17 protein-coding genes are annotated in these 17,217 nt (G+C 38.6%); 10 read left to right on the top strand and 7 right to left on the bottom strand.

All coding sequences use genetic code 11. The annotated features are described in order from the left end of the window. Positions 1-178 precede the first annotated feature (178 nt). Positions 179-1,186: a biotin synthase BioB gene (gene bioB / locus RM347_RS10440; RefSeq protein ID WP_322716357.1), complete on the top strand. Its 1,008-nt coding sequence runs from the start codon at positions 179-181 to the stop codon at positions 1,184-1,186. Between the two features lie 69 nt (positions 1,187-1,255). Here the strand turns inward: bioB and RM347_RS10435 are convergent, their stop codons facing one another. From RM347_RS10435 to RM347_RS10425, 3 genes are all read right to left on the bottom strand, one after another. Then, positions 1,256-2,437: a class I SAM-dependent methyltransferase gene (locus tag RM347_RS10435; RefSeq protein WP_322716356.1), complete on the bottom strand. Its 1,182-nt coding sequence runs from the start codon at positions 2,435-2,437 to the stop codon at positions 1,256-1,258. A gap of 82 nt (positions 2,438-2,519) precedes the next feature. After that, on the bottom strand, positions 2,520-2,849 hold the full coding sequence (locus tag RM347_RS10430; protein WP_322716355.1) for a XisI protein: 330 nt from the start codon (positions 2,847-2,849) through the stop codon (positions 2,520-2,522). Further along, on the bottom strand, positions 2,837-3,253 hold the full coding sequence (locus tag RM347_RS10425; RefSeq protein WP_322716354.1) for a XisH family protein: 417 nt from the start codon (positions 3,251-3,253) through the stop codon (positions 2,837-2,839). Before RM347_RS10425 ends, RM347_RS10430 begins: the two co-directional genes overlap by 13 nt. A 250-nt stretch (positions 3,254-3,503) precedes the next feature. On the opposite strand from RM347_RS10425, the gene RM347_RS10420 reads away from it, so the two are divergent. The 3 genes from RM347_RS10420 (at position 3,504) to RM347_RS10410 (ending at position 5,293) form a co-directional block, all read left to right on the top strand. Next, on the top strand, positions 3,504-4,163 hold the full coding sequence (locus RM347_RS10420) for a vWA domain-containing protein (protein WP_322716353.1): 660 nt from the start codon (positions 3,504-3,506) through the stop codon (positions 4,161-4,163). A 10-nt stretch (positions 4,164-4,173) separates the two neighbouring features. Continuing rightward, complete coding sequence (locus tag RM347_RS10415) at positions 4,174-4,947, top strand: PP2C family serine/threonine-protein phosphatase (protein WP_322716352.1); 774 nt, start codon at positions 4,174-4,176, stop codon at positions 4,945-4,947. A 133-nt stretch (positions 4,948-5,080) separates the two neighbouring features. Next, the gene (locus RM347_RS10410; RefSeq protein ID WP_428850540.1) at positions 5,081-5,293 is read left to right on the top strand and encodes a hypothetical protein; all 213 of its coding nucleotides are present in this window, start codon (positions 5,081-5,083) and stop codon (positions 5,291-5,293) included. 14 nt (positions 5,294-5,307) lie between these two features. Here the strand turns inward: RM347_RS10410 and RM347_RS10405 are convergent, their stop codons facing one another. Beyond that, positions 5,308-5,547, bottom strand: a complete 240-nt coding sequence (locus RM347_RS10405; RefSeq protein ID WP_322716351.1) for a type II toxin-antitoxin system VapC family toxin — start codon at positions 5,545-5,547, stop codon at positions 5,308-5,310. A 72-nt stretch (positions 5,548-5,619) separates the two neighbouring features. Beyond that, complete coding sequence (locus tag RM347_RS10400; RefSeq protein ID WP_322716350.1) at positions 5,620-5,994, bottom strand: type II toxin-antitoxin system HicB family antitoxin; 375 nt, start codon at positions 5,992-5,994, stop codon at positions 5,620-5,622. A gap of 139 nt (positions 5,995-6,133) precedes the next feature. Here RM347_RS10400 and RM347_RS10395 point away from each other — a divergent pair, with 139 nt between their 5' ends. After that, entirely contained in the window at positions 6,134-6,904 is a 771-nt protein-coding gene (locus RM347_RS10395; RefSeq protein ID WP_322716349.1) for a 2-phosphosulfolactate phosphatase, read from the top strand. Positions 6,905-6,928: 24 nt separating this feature from the next. Here the strand turns inward: RM347_RS10395 and galE are convergent, their stop codons facing one another. Then, positions 6,929-7,945, bottom strand: a complete 1,017-nt coding sequence (gene galE, locus RM347_RS10390; RefSeq protein ID WP_322716348.1) for a UDP-glucose 4-epimerase GalE — start codon at positions 7,943-7,945, stop codon at positions 6,929-6,931. Positions 7,946-7,955: 10 nt separating this feature from the next. Continuing rightward, a complete protein-coding gene (locus RM347_RS10385; protein ID WP_322716347.1) occupies positions 7,956-9,368 on the bottom strand; it encodes a sugar transferase in 1,413 nt (470 codons plus the stop codon). Between the two features lie 896 nt (positions 9,369-10,264). Between RM347_RS10385 and RM347_RS10380 the strand changes: the two genes are divergently transcribed. The 5 genes from RM347_RS10380 to RM347_RS10360 all read left to right on the top strand — a co-directional run bounded on the left by RM347_RS10380 (position 10,265) and on the right by RM347_RS10360 (position 17,212). Further along, positions 10,265-12,475, top strand: a complete 2,211-nt coding sequence (locus RM347_RS10380; RefSeq protein WP_322716346.1) for a GumC family protein — start codon at positions 10,265-10,267, stop codon at positions 12,473-12,475. Between the two features lie 74 nt (positions 12,476-12,549). Beyond that, positions 12,550-14,034: a lipopolysaccharide biosynthesis protein gene (locus RM347_RS10375; RefSeq protein ID WP_322716377.1), complete on the top strand. Its 1,485-nt coding sequence runs from the start codon at positions 12,550-12,552 to the stop codon at positions 14,032-14,034. A gap of 53 nt (positions 14,035-14,087) precedes the next feature. Continuing rightward, positions 14,088-15,071, top strand: coding sequence for a glycosyltransferase (locus RM347_RS10370; protein WP_322716345.1), 984 nt, complete (start codon positions 14,088-14,090; stop codon positions 15,069-15,071). 24 nt (positions 15,072-15,095) lie between these two features. After that, positions 15,096-16,412, top strand: coding sequence for an EpsG family protein (locus RM347_RS10365; RefSeq protein WP_322716344.1), 1,317 nt, complete (start codon positions 15,096-15,098; stop codon positions 16,410-16,412). A gap of 26 nt (positions 16,413-16,438) precedes the next feature. Next, entirely contained in the window at positions 16,439-17,212 is a 774-nt protein-coding gene (locus RM347_RS10360) for a glycosyltransferase (protein ID WP_322716343.1), read from the top strand. Positions 17,213-17,217 lie beyond the last annotated feature (5 nt).

Here is a 17,217-nt window from a genome sequence, read left to right as displayed (position 1 = left end):
CAAAATCTTGATAAGCTGATGTCTAATATCTAGAGCGGAAGGATTGAGAGCCGATGGGTGATAAAGCACAGTGCGCGGCATAACTTCGATAAAATTGCTTTGCCCAAATGCTGTACCGCAGGAGATTCAACCAAAAGACAGCTCAAGATTTAACCCAGTCTACAAGAAGGATAGTGATGTGGTGGGAATACGCTACGATTGGCAGGAATTAGAGATTCGGGCGATATACAACACGCCATTGCTAGAGCTTATTTATCAAGCTGCTAGCGTGCATCGCCAATATCATGACCCAACAAAAATACAAGTTTGTAAGCTTATATCTATTAAAACGGGAGGTTGTCCAGAAGATTGTAGCTACTGTGCCCAATCTTCCCGCTATAAAACAGAGGTGAAGGCGCAAGCACTCCTCGAAAAGGAAACGGTAGTTAGCATTGCCCAGAAAGCTAAAGAAACTGGTGTTAGTCGCATCTGTATGGGTGCTGCTTGGCGGGAAGTGCGGGATAACTCACAATTTGAGGAAGTCCTGGAAATGGTCAAGGATGTAACCGCAATGGGTTTAGAAGTGTGCTGCACTCTGGGTATGTTGACGGCAAATCAGGCCAGGAAATTGTCAGAAGCGGGACTTTACGCCTACAACCATAACTTAGATACCTCGCAGGAATATTACAGCACAATTATTACCACGAGAACATATAGCGATCGCTTGAACACAATTGAGAATGTCCGTCAGACAAATGTTACTGTCTGTTCCGGCGGTATCCTGGGTTTGGGTGAAACTGTCGATGACCGGGTTGGGATGTTACAAACTCTGGCAAACTTACATCCGCATCCAGAGTCTGTGCCAATTAATATTCTCTCACAAGTACCGGGCACACCCTTAGAAAATCAGCCTGATGTCCCCATTTGGGATATTGTGCGGATGATTGCCACAGCCAGAATTTTAATGCCAGCTTCCGATGTGCGTCTTAGTGCTGGTAGGGCTAGACTTTCTCAAGTTGAACAAGCTTTCTGCTTTATGGCAGGAGCCAATTCTATCTTTTCCAGCGATGACAACAAGATGTTGACGGTGACAACTCCCTGTCCAGATTACGATACTGACCGAGAAATGCTGAATTTACTTGGTTTGGGAATGCGTCCGCCTTCCCAAAGACACGAGAAGGTTGCAAGTCCGGCTGTTGTAGGATAAATATCTGATTGTGGGATAGCCGAAAGGCTATCCCACAATAAATAATTGGATATTTTTTACTTGAATTCCCTAAGCAGGCGTCAATAAAATCAGCTGCTGTTGAAGCAGCGTTCTTACTCCATCTAATCCCAGTTCTACATTTGTCAAAATATCTGCAACTGTTGAATTAGCATCACATCTTTGCAGAAACTCAAACTCTGTTACTGACAAATTAACAATCTGGTAATCGTAATTAAAGAAACATTGACTGGGAAATCCCTCAAGACAAGGATTAAGTTCGGGAATTGCTACCAGTAGGGCGTTATCGTCTGACCAGTCGGCTTTGATGAGGGGAGGACCACCGAGGAAAAACTCGTAATGAGTTACTTCTGGGTCTAATAATTCTATCAGGCGATAAAGCTGGCGATCGCTCAATTCTTTTGCCCGTTCTACTAACTCTGGTGCTTTACCTAAAAGTCTCTCCAAATCCCAGAAACTCGGATTCGAGAAACCAATAAACTCCAATCCCGAAGCATCAATTAATTCAAACAGCGTCTCAATGTTGTAATCAATTTCTTGGGGATGAACATACATATCAGCAAAGTATTCATCCTTGTTGTTTTCTAGTGACCAACGCTGCTTATCGTATTTGACAATTCGGTTATTTTCTGGTAGAGAAGCAAATATTTGCCGCCCGACTTGGACACCATCGCGGTAATCGCCTTTTTTGTCACCTTGAATAAGTGCGATCGCTTTTTGCATCAGTTGAATTTCCCAGCGCCCCAACTCCCCGTACACAAAAATGTGCATTAAGCCGCCTGGAGCTAACTTCTTCGCCAAGGCTTGAATACCGCGAATTGGATCGGAGGTATGATGCAAAACGCCAACACAGTTAATTAAATCAAACTCACCCGGCAACTGTTCGACATCAAACAAGCTGAGGTGATGAAATTCAACACGGTTAGCCCCTGAACGCTGACAACGTTCTTTGGCCACAGCTAAAGCACCAGTACTGAGGTCAATTCCGACAACAGAAGCTTGAGGATTGAGGTGAACCAAGTACTCTGTACCCACACCAGTACCGCAACCTGCATCTAAAATCCGAATATTTTGTTTTTGGGGTTTTTGACCGGTGCAGAAGTTATGAGCAGCTAGCCAATTCCAGCGCCAGTTGTAGCCTGGTGGTGGTTCATCCAACAGGGCTTCCGGCGGAAAGGGGTAGGTATTGTAGAGTTTGGCAACAGCAGCACTAACGGTTTGGGAATCGGACATGATGAGGAATAACGCAGCATTTCTGAGTTTAGCGGATAGTGGCTGATTAGAGCAAAGATTACTATTGCTTATTTTCTACTACTTATCCAACAGCAAAGTCAGTAAATTCGCGTTTATAAGGAGCATGAAATCCTAATACAATATCTTCTTTCGACACCCCCGCAGCAATTAATTCATTAGCGATACCGATTTCTGTACCATCTCTTTGTATCCAAATTTTTTTGTCTTTGATATCAACATGAATGATCACTCCATAAATTCTCCGTTGTTCTTTCCAGCCAATATTTAAGACTTGATAATGATGGCGTTCTGCGTCAAATAACAATTGAACCTCCGTGCCATTAGCCACATCATTAGCAGAATGCTTACTTAAAATCTCTTGAATGATTTGAGAGTAATTTATTCCTTCCATAAAACAATGTCCTGACTTAAGGAATTAAATATTAAAAGTTTAATTTGATATTCTTTTAAAGAATCTTGAATAAATTGACGTGAGAAAAAGTCTTGGTATGTATCTTGGCTAATAGCTAGATATAAAATGCGTTCTGGTTGTTCTTTTTTTAATGCTAGTCGATAATTCAGGGTTTGACCTAAAGCGAGATGAAATTCAGTTACTTCCGACGCACCTATAAAGGATTTAACTTCTACAGCTATTTTTTGACCTTGTTTTTGTGCTGCTAATAGTCTTTCTGCTCCTAAATCCACAAAAAATTCAATGTCATCAACTTTCAGATGCAATGGATCGTGGGTAATCATCCAACCATCTTTTTCTAAAGCAGTGCGGACAGATTGATGGAATATATCTTTAGAAGGCATAGGTATCGTAAAGTCTGGCAACAGCAGCGCTAACGGTTTGGGAGTCTGACATTTCAGGAGCAATATTGCAGCAATTCTGAGTTTAGCGAATGCTGAACACTTTAGGTATACAGATAATTGCGATCGCTATCAGCCCATATATTTTAAGCAGGGAAGTCGTTTCAGTAAAAACACTAGTGTTTAAGTATTTATTAGCTAATAAGATTTAATTATAATTTTGTATAAAAATTTACTTATACAGGAGTATTAAATGGCTGTAGGAATGCCTGAATTCGTTGAAAATCCAGAAAATCGTTGCCCTGTGATTCTTTTACTCGATACTTCTGGCTCTATGTCAGGCCAGCCTATCCAAGAGTTAAATCGAGGACTTGCTGCTTTCAAAGCAGATGTACTCAAAGATTCCCAAGCATCGCTGAGTGTGGAAGTGGCTATGATTACATTTGGTCCCATAGTTAAACTCACGCAAGACTTTGTAACGATTGACCAATTTACACCGCCTATATTGGAAGTAGGTGGTTTAACCCCAATGGGTGCGGCGATTGAGTATGCTTTAGATTTTCTAGAAAACCGTAAACAGACTTATAAAGACAACGGTATTCTCTATTATCGCCCTTGGGTATTTTTGATTACAGACGGAGAGCCAAATGACTCCTGGAATTCAGCCGCGCAAAGGTTGAGAGAAGCAGAAGCACAAAGCCGACTGTCATTTTTTGCGGTTGGTGTACAGGGTGCTGATATGAATATCCTCAAACAAATTTCTCCTCCTGAACGTCCACCAGTTACGCTAAACGGCTTAGATTTTCGTGAGATGTTTGTCTGGCTTTCCGCTTCGATGAAACGGGTTTCTAGTGGCAAAGTGGGGCAAGCTGTAGCTTTACCAGCTATGGGATGGGGTCAAATTACTAGTTAGAGGAAATTTTGTGAATTGGAAAGCTGTTGCACGTTCCGAGATTGGAACGAGTCATCAAAAACAGGGGATAGGTTGTCAAGATTATGGGGATTATCGCATCTTGGATGATGTGATTGTAGGTGCTGTTGCTGATGGTGCTGGTATTGCTAAACATTCTGATGTTGGTTCTCGGTTGGCGGTAGAAACAGTACTCAAATGCTTTTCTGATATTAATGAATATCCTGAGAAACAAGAAGAATTAGAGCAAGGTTTTTCTCAACCACTGTCCCAAGAAGAAGCTCAGAAACTGTTTGCTAAGATTGTGAACCAAGTTCTTACAGAATTAGATAAGAAAGCAGCCAAAGAAGATTATTCTGTCAATGATTTAGCTTGTACGTTGTTGGTTTTTGTTGCAACTCCTGACTGCGTTGCAGCTATGCAAATCGGGGATGGATTTATTGTAATGCGTTCCCAAGGGTCAGAATATCAACTGTTGTTTCAGCCAGATAAAGGTGAGTTTGCTAATGAAACAACTTTTATCACCTCAACAAATGTACTAAAAGAAATGCAGGTAAAGGTCATTCCCGAAAAACAAGAGTTTATTTGTGCTTCCACTGATGGACTAGAAAAAGTAGCAATTCGCTTGAGCGACTGGCAACCATTCTCGCCTTTCTTTAAACCTTTAGAGGAATACTTGCACGAACCTGTTAATCCAGAGGAAGAAGATAAATATCTAACGGAATTCCTTAACTCTGAATACATTAAACATGAGTGCCAAAGATATCTCCAATTTAATAGGAGGTGAAGAGGGCACTGTAGTCAAGCTCCGGATTAATCGCCCGGGTAGCAGTGAGTTCAACTTAATACTTTTTAGGCAACAGATAATTAATCACAACATTGATAAAGACTACTTTAATAGGTGTTTAGCCCGTTTCCAATTGAAAGATTACGGTGATGCACTAGGTGACTGTAATGAATCAATTCAGATAAATCCCAATAATGATAAAGCTTATTTTTTATTGAGTGGTGTCCATTTCAAGCTGGGAAATAAGTATCAAGAAATCGAAAATTTACAAAAAGCTGCAAGGTTAGGAAATAAAAAAGCTAGGGAAATCCTTAAAAAGATTCAACAATTGCCAGGTAATCAGTAAATAAATAAGTCAATTTAGCTTTGAGACAAATTAGGAACTTTCTCAAAATCCTTCCGGTTGCGGGTTACTAAAATACCATTCATCGACAACGTAATTGCCGCAATGCGTAAATCTTGTGTACCAATGCGGATTCTTTGACGAATCAAGTCTTCGTAACAATTAATAGTATACTCGTCAAATCCTAGCGATCGCACATTTTTGAAAAACTCTAAAGTAGCCTGCAACTTGGCATAACCTAATAGCATTAACTGCATTGATATGCTGGGTGACAACTGGATGTTGCTGTTGAAAGAGTGAGACGTGATCCGTATCAAGTATTCATAAAGTCACTTAGTTTCATTCTCCACATCAAGTTGCCGATAATATTCCTCCATTTGTGCGTCAAGTTCACGACGATCAGCTTCTATATATGCCAGCATCTCGTCAAATTGCGGATCATCCTTGAACATACCCGCAAATTTCATCCAAGGATGTTCGGTTTGGAGAGGTTCAATTTCCAAAGTTACTATTTCTGGTTTTCGCTCTTGTAAAAGTTGAATTAGTTTCTCTAGTGCTTCTTCTTTAGTCACACCAGAGCCTTTAAAATCTGGCAAGCCTAGCACTGTCGCACTAACTCCGCCATCTTCTTGATTTTCAATCAGCACATCATAATTTAACTTGGGTGCAGTATTGTTAGGATAAGCTTTTACAGTTAAATTCATAATATTTTGAGCTTTTAAGTTTTATATTGATTATAACTGCTAACCTTTAGTTCTTAATGAAGGCTGAAGCCCTCAGATTAGCACTGAAGTGCTTACTACAAACCTTTAATTATTTACACTCGCTTGGTTAATCTATGTTTTGATTTTTATCATATTGTCTTTTGCGATCGCACCAATGATTTACAACCAATCAGAGTTTAATTTACGCTGTGAATGGGGGCCACAAGGAGTTGCTGAACTCGCTCCTATCAGTGATTTAGTTGTAATAGTTGACGTTCTCTCTTTTTCTACCTGCGTGGAAATTGCCACCAACAACGGCGCGATAATTTTTCCCTACGCATATAAAGATGAATCAGCCATAGATTATGCTAAGTCAGTGCAAGCAGAGTTGGCAAGCCATAGACAACGTTGGACTACAACTGGATATTCTCTCTCGCCAAAATCGGTGGCTCAGATTCCTGCTGGAACTAGACTAGTTTTACCCTCACCTAACGGTTCTTTTCTGACTTTACATACTGGAAATACACCAACTTTGGCTGGTTGCTTACGAAATTGTCAAGCTGTAGCGCAGTTTGCTCAAAAGTATGGCGATAAAATCGCTGTAATTCCTGCCGGTGAAAGGTGGAAAGAGGATGGTAGCCTACGGCCTGCATTTGAAGATTTAATTGGTGCTGGGGCAATTCTTAGTTATTTACATGGCAGTTTATCACCAGAAGCTGAAGTGGCTGTGGCAACATTTCAAGCTTTCCAGCAGGATTTACTAGGGTACTTAAAAAAATGTAGTTCTGGAAAAGAGTTGATTGAAAAAGGTTTTGAGGCAGATGTTGAATTATCAGCCGCCTTTAACATCAGTGATTGTGTGCCTTTATTTGGTGATAATGCTTATGTGAATTCCAGAGTACAAGGTTAATTAGCTGTCAGAGTTTTAATTTAATTATGCATACGCCATATTTAGATGCCTTTGCTTTGCCAAGTTACTCCTCTGTTTTTCCCAAGTAATAGTTGTGTCGATAATTTCGTCTAAATCATCGTGCTTCGGTTGCCAACCCAAAACCCTACGGATTTTATCTGCACAAGCTGCAACACAGGCAGGATCGCCCGGACGACGTGGTGCGGCAATCACGGGAAAATCTACACCAGAAATAGCCTTAACTCTTTCAATAACTTGTCGGACGCTATATCCTTGCCCATAACCGCAGTTAAAAATTTGGCTTTCACCTCTTTTTTCTAAGTAATCTAAAGCATCTAAATGAGCAGTCGCCAAATCCTCGACGTGGATATAGTCTCGGATTGCGGTTCCATCTGGCGTAGGAAAATCAGTACCAAAAATTCGTACTTCCGGCTTGCGCTTGAGTGCCGCATCACAAGCAGCCCGAATTAAGTGAGTGGCATTGGGTGACATTTGCCCTAATAGTCCACGTGGTTCAGAACCTGCTACATTGAAGTAACGTAGAATTACGTAGCGCATTGAAGATGCTGCCGCATAGTCCTGGATCAGCCATTCACTCATCAACTTGGAACGTCCGTAAGGATTGATGGGCTGTGTGGGATTCGACTCAGTAACAGGATTTTCTTTCACTTCCCCATAGACTGCGGCTGTGCTGGAAAAAATGAACTTGTTAACACCCATTACACTACAGCAGCGCAGCAAATTTAAAGTATTGCGGGTGTTGTTCGCATAGTAATCGAGTGGATGAGCTACTGATTCTGGAACAATCAGACTAGCAGCAAAGTGTAAGACTGCGCTGAATTCATGCTGGGCAAAAATTTGATAAAGATGCCCGGTGTCTACCAAATCGCCAATAATTAGTTTCCCGTGTAGTACGGATGCTGGTGAACTTGTAGAGCAGTTGTCGTAGACTACGACATCATAACCAGCTTCCCCCAGTTGACGAACTACATGGGAACCAATGTAACCAGCACCGCCAGTTACCAATATCTTCTTCTTCATTTCTTTTTCCTTATCTACCTTTACCTAACAAAACAACTCGAATGGTTTTGAAGGCGATCGCTAAATCCAACCAAATGGAATAATTTTTGATGTAGTACAGATCGTAAGAAAGCTTTTCGTAAGCATCTTCGATAGATGCTCCATAGGGATACATAACCTGTGCCCAGCCTGTAATTCCCGGTTTTACCAGATAGCGTATTTCATAGTAGGGAATCGCTTCTTTAAGTTTGACATCAAATTCTGGTCGTTCTGGACGCGGGCCAATCAGACTCATTTCACCCTGTAAGACGTTCCAGATTTGGGGTAATTCATCAATACGCAACAAACGTAGCCAGTATCCGACTCTCGTGATCCGTGGATCGCGTTGACTTGCCCACTGCGCCCCCCACTTTTCTGCATCCTGATACATGGAGCGAAATTTATAAACTCTAAATGGTTTACCGTACAAGCCACTTCGCCGCTGACTGTACAATACTGGGCCAGGACTATCTAATCTAATTAGTAATGCAACCAACAACAGAAGTGGTGCAACCAATACTAATAAAAACAGGATCAATATCAGATCGACAACCCGCTTCAGTTTCATACTGAAGTAACCAGGCATTAGGTTAAAACCATCGCTAAAAGCCAACCATTTATCTTGTAGCAGCGAGGAAGGTAGTTTATACCAAAATGTTTCGTAAACATCCGGCAATGTGTAAACTGGTATGCCTCGCAAGCGCATCTGCATTAACTGTTGGGCTTGAGATTTGGAAAAATTTATCTGGGCTGTAACTATGACCCCAGACCAGGATTTTTGACTCCATTGTGGCAAATCGCTCAGATTTCCCTGATAACTCAGATTGCTTTTTGGTAAGTCTATGGTTGTTTGATTTTCCTCTGCTAGAACAGTCAACTTTCCTAAAGGATTAAGTACCAACAATTTTTGTGCAAATTTAATGGTGTTATTCCCCGATCCTAGTATTAACCAATGACTTTTCAGGGCGTGCGATCGCACCCATTTCACTGCTACCACGCGCAATATTACTGCCCAAATGGTAAAGATCCCGACGCTAGGTAAGAAGACGCTCCGCCACGATATAGGATTCTGTTTGCCAATACCTGACAAGTAAATGAGGGCAGAAATGAAGAATGCGATCGCAATGTTACAAACAATGATTCGAGCAGGCGCTCTTAAACCTGCAATTTGCCGATCTGGATGGTACGCATCTGCTAAATAAAGTGCTGCAAGTGTCATGCAGACAAATCCGTAAGGCAATGGATTGAGCCAATGTAAGGGTTGATCTAAACGCAACCATTGTGCGATCGCTAAACAAATGAGCAACCCAAAAATATCCCCTAACAAGAGCAATATCGGTAGGCTGCGAACTATGTTTGGCAACCTAGTATTGGCAGGAGAACTGACATAACTTGTAAGAGTCATTGATTTTTCTGATTCTTCAGTATCCTGGTATTTATTGGTTTGTTAAAGGCAGCAAGAGATTCAAAGATGGTAGTAATAAAGATTAAATCTTTTGTATCAAAGCATACATAAATAACAACCTTTTGTGATGCTCTGTTTTTCAAAAGAATTGGGTATTGGGTATTATGGACTGGAAGGGCAGTTGTCAGTGTGTTTACGTGGCATGTATGTACTACATACATCTTACTTAGGTTAGCTGTCTAAGCTTTATATTTGCATGATGCCATGAATGTCGTCAATATAAACTTGAAATTTAATTAGCATAAATTTACTTGAAAATACGTATTGACATATAGATTTATTTTTGGTAAAAATTTGTTCAACATAGCAAAGTATTGTTAAAAAATCAGTATAAAATATTGTAAATATTAAGGATGCAGTAATCTAATATTCCCTGTTTACAAGGGTTTACGTTTTTCTCAAGGCGTAATTACTAGTTAAGTCAACAACACTAGAGCAAGCAAAATTTTTACGTACTAATACTTGATAAATAAAAATTTTTAAACCATATATACAATAAGATAGAAATTGTCTAATTTAGCTTGTGTAATTTTATATACTAGTGTTAAAAGGTTCTATGAAGGTTAAAGTTTTATTTAATTTAAATACTTGTCAAAGTAATATAAAATCTCAGAGAAAGAAGATTAAAAATACCTTGACATTTCAATAATGTTTCTGGGATAAAACTAAAAAGATGTAATAAGAAGGAAAGTAATCCAAAAATTACAGGAAGATTTCAGGCTTTTTATACAAGTTTTTTATAGATAATTATACTTAAGTATGTCTAAACAATTATCTTGCGCTACCAAATTGTGAAGCAGAATTAGTAAGTATTTCAGATATTCGCAATATATTCCATGCCCTCTAACCAAGAAGACCAATCCCCAGATTTGCAACAATACTCGCTGATTCTGAAAAGGCGTTGGCTAGTCATAGCTGCGGTGACTGCCTCTGTTTTTGGACTGTCAGCTTTAATTGCTATCAGACAAAAACCAATTTATGAAGCAGAAGGCAAGTTGCTCTTCAGCAAAACTGACCGGGTTTCTTCGCTGACAAGTCCCTCGGCACAAGTTGGAGAGTTGAGCAGTGTGACTCAACTCAGCAGCCCGTTGGATACAGAAGCAGAGGTAATTCGTTCTAACCCGATAGTTGAAAAAACTATCACTAGTCTCAACTTGGTAGGTAAGCAAGGAACACCCTTGGAAATAGATGAGTTCCTCAAAAAAATCAAAATTAAGAGTGTCCGGGGTACAGATATTTTGGCGATTTCCTACAGCAGTAGCAATCCCAAAGAAGCCGCAGATGTGGTGAATTTGCTGATGAGATATTACCTGGAAAACAATATTCGCATTAACCAAACCCAAGCGACAGTGGCGCAGAAGTTTTTGACCAAGCAATTGCCTGAAGTTGAAGCAAGGGTAGTCAAATCAGAGGCAGCTTTGCGTCGGTTTAAAGAAGAAAATCGGGTAATAGCCCTAGAGCAAGAAGCGGCAAAAGGAGTGGACAGACTTGCGGATTTATCAGACCAGATTACCCAAGCTCAGGCAAATTTAACGGATGCTGAAACTCGCTCACAACTTCTGGAACGTCAATTGAGATTGAATTCGCAGCAGGCTGTGGATATGGGAAATTTAACTCAATCAAAAGCTGTGCAGGAGGTATTAACAGAATACCAGCAGGTGCAAAATCAGTTAGCAGTAGAACAGACTCGTTATACAGACAAACATCCTGCGATCGCTAATTTATTAGCAAAAGAAGCAGCCCTGAAAAAGCAGCTAGAGACTCGAATTTTTGAGAATGCAGGCAGAGAAAAATCTGTACCAGTGCAGAATTTAGGGATGGGAGAACTCAAGCAGACCCTACTGGCCCAACTGGTACAGTCGGATGTAGAACGGTCAGCATTAGCTAACCGAGTTACAGTTTTGCAGAATGCATACGCACTTTCCCAAAGACGATTGAGTGTCTTACCCCAACTGCAAGAAAAACAGCAGCAGTTAGAGCGACAGTTGCAAGTAGCGAGGTCTACCTATGAAGAACTGCTGAAGCGATCGCAAGAAGTCGAGGTAGTAGTAAATCAGAATGTCGGTAATGCCAGGGTAGTATCTGCGGCTTTACTTCCTAAAAAAGCTGTTTCTCCCAAAATTGCCCTTTACCTGGCGCTAGGTGGATTTGTGGGAATTTTACTGGGTGTAGGGTTAGCTCTGATGTTAGAAGCTATGGATCAATCTCTCAAAACTCTTGAGCAAGCCCAGCAGTTATTAGGTTATCCTTTACTCGGTACGATTCCTCACTTGGGTCAAAAAGCTAAAAATGGTGGGGAAGCTTTAGTAGAACTGCCGGTGAGAGATAATCCATATTCGGGAGCAAGTTCAGCCTTTGAGATGCTTCAGACGAACCTGGATTTTACTATCTCTGATAAACCACTAAAAGTAATTGCCGTAGTTAGTTCAACTCCAGGTGAAGGCAGATCATTTGTAGCAGCAAATCTGGCAGTAGCCAAGGCACACATGGGACGCAGAATCCTATTAGTAGATGCGGATATGCGTCACTCCTGCCAACAAGAAATTTGGAAATTATCTAACCCAGCCGGACTAAGTAATGTTTTAGTTGGTCAAGCGGAGTTTCGCCACACTACTCAAGAAGTATTAGTTAATTTGGATATATTAACGGCTGGGACAATTCCACCGAACCCCGCAGCATTGCTAGATTCACAGCGTATGGCTTTGTTAATTCAAGAGGCAGCCAAAGACTATGATTGCGTTATTATTGATACTCCTGCCTTGAGTTTGTTTGGTGATGCACTGATGCTGGGCAAGATGGCAGATGGGATATTGCTAGTTGTACGTCCTGGAGTGCTTGATTGTGCTGTTGCTAAGAGTACGAAGATGATGCTTGAGCAAGCGCGATCGCGTGTTTTGGGAATGGTGATGAATGGAGTTACTGCTGATAGTGGTTTTATTTACTACAACCAGAAGGGTTATTACAACAAAAATAGCAGCGATGCCTACGGCGGCAAGCTACGGAATGGTAAGGGTGAACTGAAGTTTCCCAATATACGCATTTCCTAATCCCTTGATGGCGATTTAACTTAACTATTTTAGTATTTTTGCGGTAATACTTGTATTAAAAGAGAATATTTTTGGTGAAAAATAGCTTACTTAAGAACGGTTTTTACAACTCAATAACAGGATTAATCAAAATAGGGCTAGGCATACTAATTATCCCTATACTAATTCGCCTGTTGGGAATTGAAGAGTATGGACTATGGACTCTAGCTTCTGCTGTGGTGGTAATGGTTACTTTAGCTGAAGCAGGTCTTTCCACAGCCACAACTGTATTTGTTTCCCAAGACTTAGGAAAGAAAGATGTTGATGGACTATCGCAAACCTTGACTGTAACTATTGGGGCAATGCTAATATTGGCAACTTTAGCAGTAGTTGCTCTTTGGATGGGTGCTGAACCGATTATGAATTTATTTCCTAAATTGGGTCAGTTACAACAGTTAAAAGTTATACAGGCTATCAAAATTGGTGGGTTAGTAGTAGCGGCGCGATTGTTGCAACAAATTTTGATTGGTGTCGAACAAGCCCATCAGCGCTATGACTTAATGAATGTGCTGAATACAATACAGTCTGTGCTACTCAATGTCGGAATGTTGATTGTAGTTTGGCTAGGAGGTCGCACAGTTGAGTTAATGCAGTGGCAGGCTGGAATCGGTGTAGTGAGTTTGTTTAGTCATATCTGGGTAGTGCGATCGCTACTCCAAAATATGAACCTGCGTCTGAGTTGGAATCAACACAAAGCAGTAGCAGTAGGAGGCTACAGCTTAATGATGTGGTTAAATACATTGGGAAGTATGCTTTTTAGTAGAGGCGATCGGCTGATTGTCGGTAGCTTGTTAGGTAGTCAGGTGCTTGGAGTATATGCAGGAATTACTGATATCACGGCGCAAATCAACTCATTTTCTGCATTACCTGTACAGCCTTTGCTTCCAACTTTAAGCAATCTCATTGGACAGCAGAACATTAATCAGCGTCAACTAGAACAGCAACTTAAACAAGCTACCCAAATCAATGGATTAGTTGCTTTAGGAATGGGAGCAACTCTCATAACACTTTCCCCATTAATTCTCAAACTATTATTTTCTGAGCAAACTGCAAGTCAATACTTCATTACCTTTTGTATTGCAACAGGAATTTACGCACTTTATTCATGTCATGCTGTCGGCTACTATTCTTTGTTAGGAACAAATGCAGTTAAGGCTTGTGCATTGATTCAGTTGCTAGGCAGTTTTTCGTCACTAGGATTAATTGCTATTGGTGCTTATAACTTTGGTTTAACAGGAGCAATTATAGGTAATTTGGGATATCTCACAACCTTTTTGGTAACTGTATTTGGAATGAAACGTTTATCTGTTTCTTATACTCTCTGGTTTCAATGGTTATGGTTCCCATTAATTTGGTTTTTTATAGTTGTGTTATTAAACTTTCAGCTTCCAAACGATTATCTAGTAAGATGTATTATATGTTCGATACAAATAGCTATTTTAATGGCATGGTTCGCTATTAGTAATAACTACAGTTTTTCAGCTATCAAAAAATATATCGCCGCTAAAAATAAGCTTTAGAGTTATATTTTTCAAATAAGTTTCAATTAAAAAACTAATTTAGGGTTGGATTCATGGATATAATAATTTGTACTTATAATAACGCTAATTTGCTAGATCGTGTTCTTACAGCCCTTTCTTTATCAAAAGTATCTCCTAGCTATCAATGGACAGTTTTAGTTGTAGATAATAACTGTACAGATAATACTAGTGCTGTTGTTGAAAAACATATTAATTTACAAATAATACCCGGCTTGCGTAGGATAGTAGAGCAAAAACAAGGATTAACTCACGCCCGTTTATGTGGAATTAAAAATACAACTAGTAAATGGCTTGCTTTTGTTGATGATGATTGCCTTTTATCAGAAAACTGGATAGATAAAGCAATACAATTTGCTGTATCTCATCCAAATTGTGGTGCTTTTGGTGGCAAAGTAGTTCTCGATTGGGAAATAACTCCTTCCCCCATCCTTGTCAAACATTCAGGTAAATATGCTGCCTATGAGCGCGGCGAAACTTCAAAACAGTTAAATCGGCGTAATTACCAGATTCCAGGTGCAGGTTTAGTTCTTCGTAGAACTGCCCTTGAGGAAAGTGGCTGGTTAGATAAACAATTACTCAACGATAGAGAAGGAAAAAAGCTGAGTGCAGGAGGAGATTCTGAGATAGTTTTACGAATTCTGAATGCAGGTTATCAACTTTGGTATACGCCTGATTGTGTGCTGCACCATTTTATCCCCACAAAGCGCATATCAGAAACTTATCTTTTTAACTTAATGTATGGTTTTGGTGCCGCAGCTCCTTACATTGCTGCTATGCGTTGGAACCGTTCTTATTATATTTGGTTGCTTGTATCTATTCTCCGAATTTTTAAGGGATTTTTGCAAATAATTGTTTGCTATGTTAAAGCTTCAATTAATCCGAACAATAAAGCAGAAGCATTGATCATGTGGAATTGGACTAAAGGTCAAATTTATAGTTTATTTACTATTATCAGTATGGATAGAGAAGAACATATAATCTGGTTAGGTTTATTTCAAAAAACTTTGATTACCTAAATTACCTAAATATATAATTAGAGAATGGATTTTAATTTATCAAGTGTCCAAACCAACTATCAAAAGTATTTTTTATTATTTGTTGGAATAATTATATGGCTAAACATTCCGATAATTGGAGTTTTACCACTAGTTTTATTTGTATTTCTCAATAGAAACTCAAAATCTTATAGCATAGACAGCTTACTCAATAATTCTATACTTGTGCTAGTTGCAGTCACCATCGCTCTTTTCTGTTGTCTTATAGATATTCAAGCTGATACCGAGCAATATTTAATAGCGTATCGAGATTGTAATGGTGATAATCCTGTAGAATGTTTTCAATCAGCCAATTTCCCATTTGAACCAGGTTTTTATTTTCTTGCTTCTATATTATTTATTATTTGTAATGGTTCAGATACTGGCTTCTTATTATTTTGGTCTTTTATTATTAATTTTCTAACATTTTTCGTAATCTGTAAGGGATTTTCAAAAAACTATTATGCTTTACTGATATTTTTTGTTTTACTAAATCCGGCATTTTATCTTCAAGCATTTATAATGCGCCAATTCATGTCTAGTACTTTTTTTCTGTGTGCATTAGTTTCTACAAAAAATAAGGTTATTTGTATATTATTTTTGTTTTTGAGTATTATAAATCATTACTCGACAATCCTTTATTTACCTATAATAATTATGCAATTTCTTGATGTAAATAGCTTATTAAAAGATAAAAACTTTCATAAAATTAGTGTTTTACTTAAATATATCAGTATCACTTTATTTGTATTCGGATTAATATATTCTGTTAATCAAGCTACTATTGCATCTATCTTTGATAAAATTAGTAGTATTCCCCAACTTAGTTTCTTAGCCGCTAAAAGTGCATTTTTTGTAAAAAACCAATTAGCTAGTATAGGTTTTCTAGCTCATTTAGTGCTTATAGTATTTCTTGGTTATTTTTATATAAATCTCTCACGAGATAATTACATTGAGACAACTTTAAATTCTAGCCTTACTTCAGAAGAAAAACGTTTAGATTTAAGTATGTTATGTCTTTATGCGTTGCAGTCAATTTTATTCCTATTCACCCGTAATCTTGATTACCTTCCTTTGAGATTGAGTCTTATACTTCTATCCTTTTTAGGAATTTTCTTCTATTTACCTTTAGAAAGAAGGAGTAACCTTAAACCAACAATAAAGTTTTTGTCTATGCTTACTTTAGTTACGTTATTGTTTAGTTACTTTATTTATTTTTTACAAGCTAACTCTCGTGCAAATCCTACATTTAATTACTTAGAAGGTCATATATTTACATCATCTATTATAGATTATATTGATCTCGCTATTTCTCGATGGTAAATAGCTCACTATAAGTTTAAAAAATCATGAATAACCTAATTCAAGTTGACGTAATTACTCTCACAAAAAATTCTTCCAATTGTATACTTAAAACTTTAGATAGTGTTAGTATGCAAGATTACAAATATATAAACCACATTATTATTGATGGAAATTCTACAGACGAAACAGTTTTCATTATTAATCAATATAATCATGAAAAAAAAGTAAATATATTCCAGCAAAATGGTATTGGGATTGCTAATGCTTTTAACGTGGGATTAATGAAATCATCAGGTAATCTATTGATTTTTTTAAATTCTGGAGATACTTTAGTTAATAAAGGCGTAATTACTAAAATTGTAGATTCTTATATAAAACAAAAGTGGCTTTGGGCATTTGGAGAAACTATCTCTTTGAGCCGGAAACAATACTTAAAAAGACATATTAAGCAGTATAGCCATTGGGATCAAAACTTATTTTTATCTCGCAATCCTATCTGTCACCAGTCTACTATTTTCTCACAAAAACTTCTCCAGGAAGTCGGCTTATATGATGAGCGGCTAACTTTAGAAATGGATTATGATTTTAATATTAGAGCCTCTTTGATTGCTCAACCATACCTGCTCTATTTTCCAATTTCTTACTATGACACGACAGGTGTATCTTCTATAAAAGTCTTTAAACATTATAAGATACACAGAGAGTTACGTAAGAAATACTTTACACTATCTCCTATTAATAGCTTCAAAACTGATAGTTTGTGCTTTTTAAAAGCATGTATGCGCTTTATGATGATCCCTATGAAAATCTTCTTGTAATTTAA

Origin of the sequence: Nostoc sp. ChiQUE02, assembly GCF_034531305.2 — a bacterium.
In the GTDB taxonomy this organism is placed as follows: Bacteria; Cyanobacteriota; Cyanobacteriia; order Cyanobacteriales; family Nostocaceae; genus Nostoc.
This window is presented reverse-complemented; position numbering and strand designations above follow the sequence as displayed.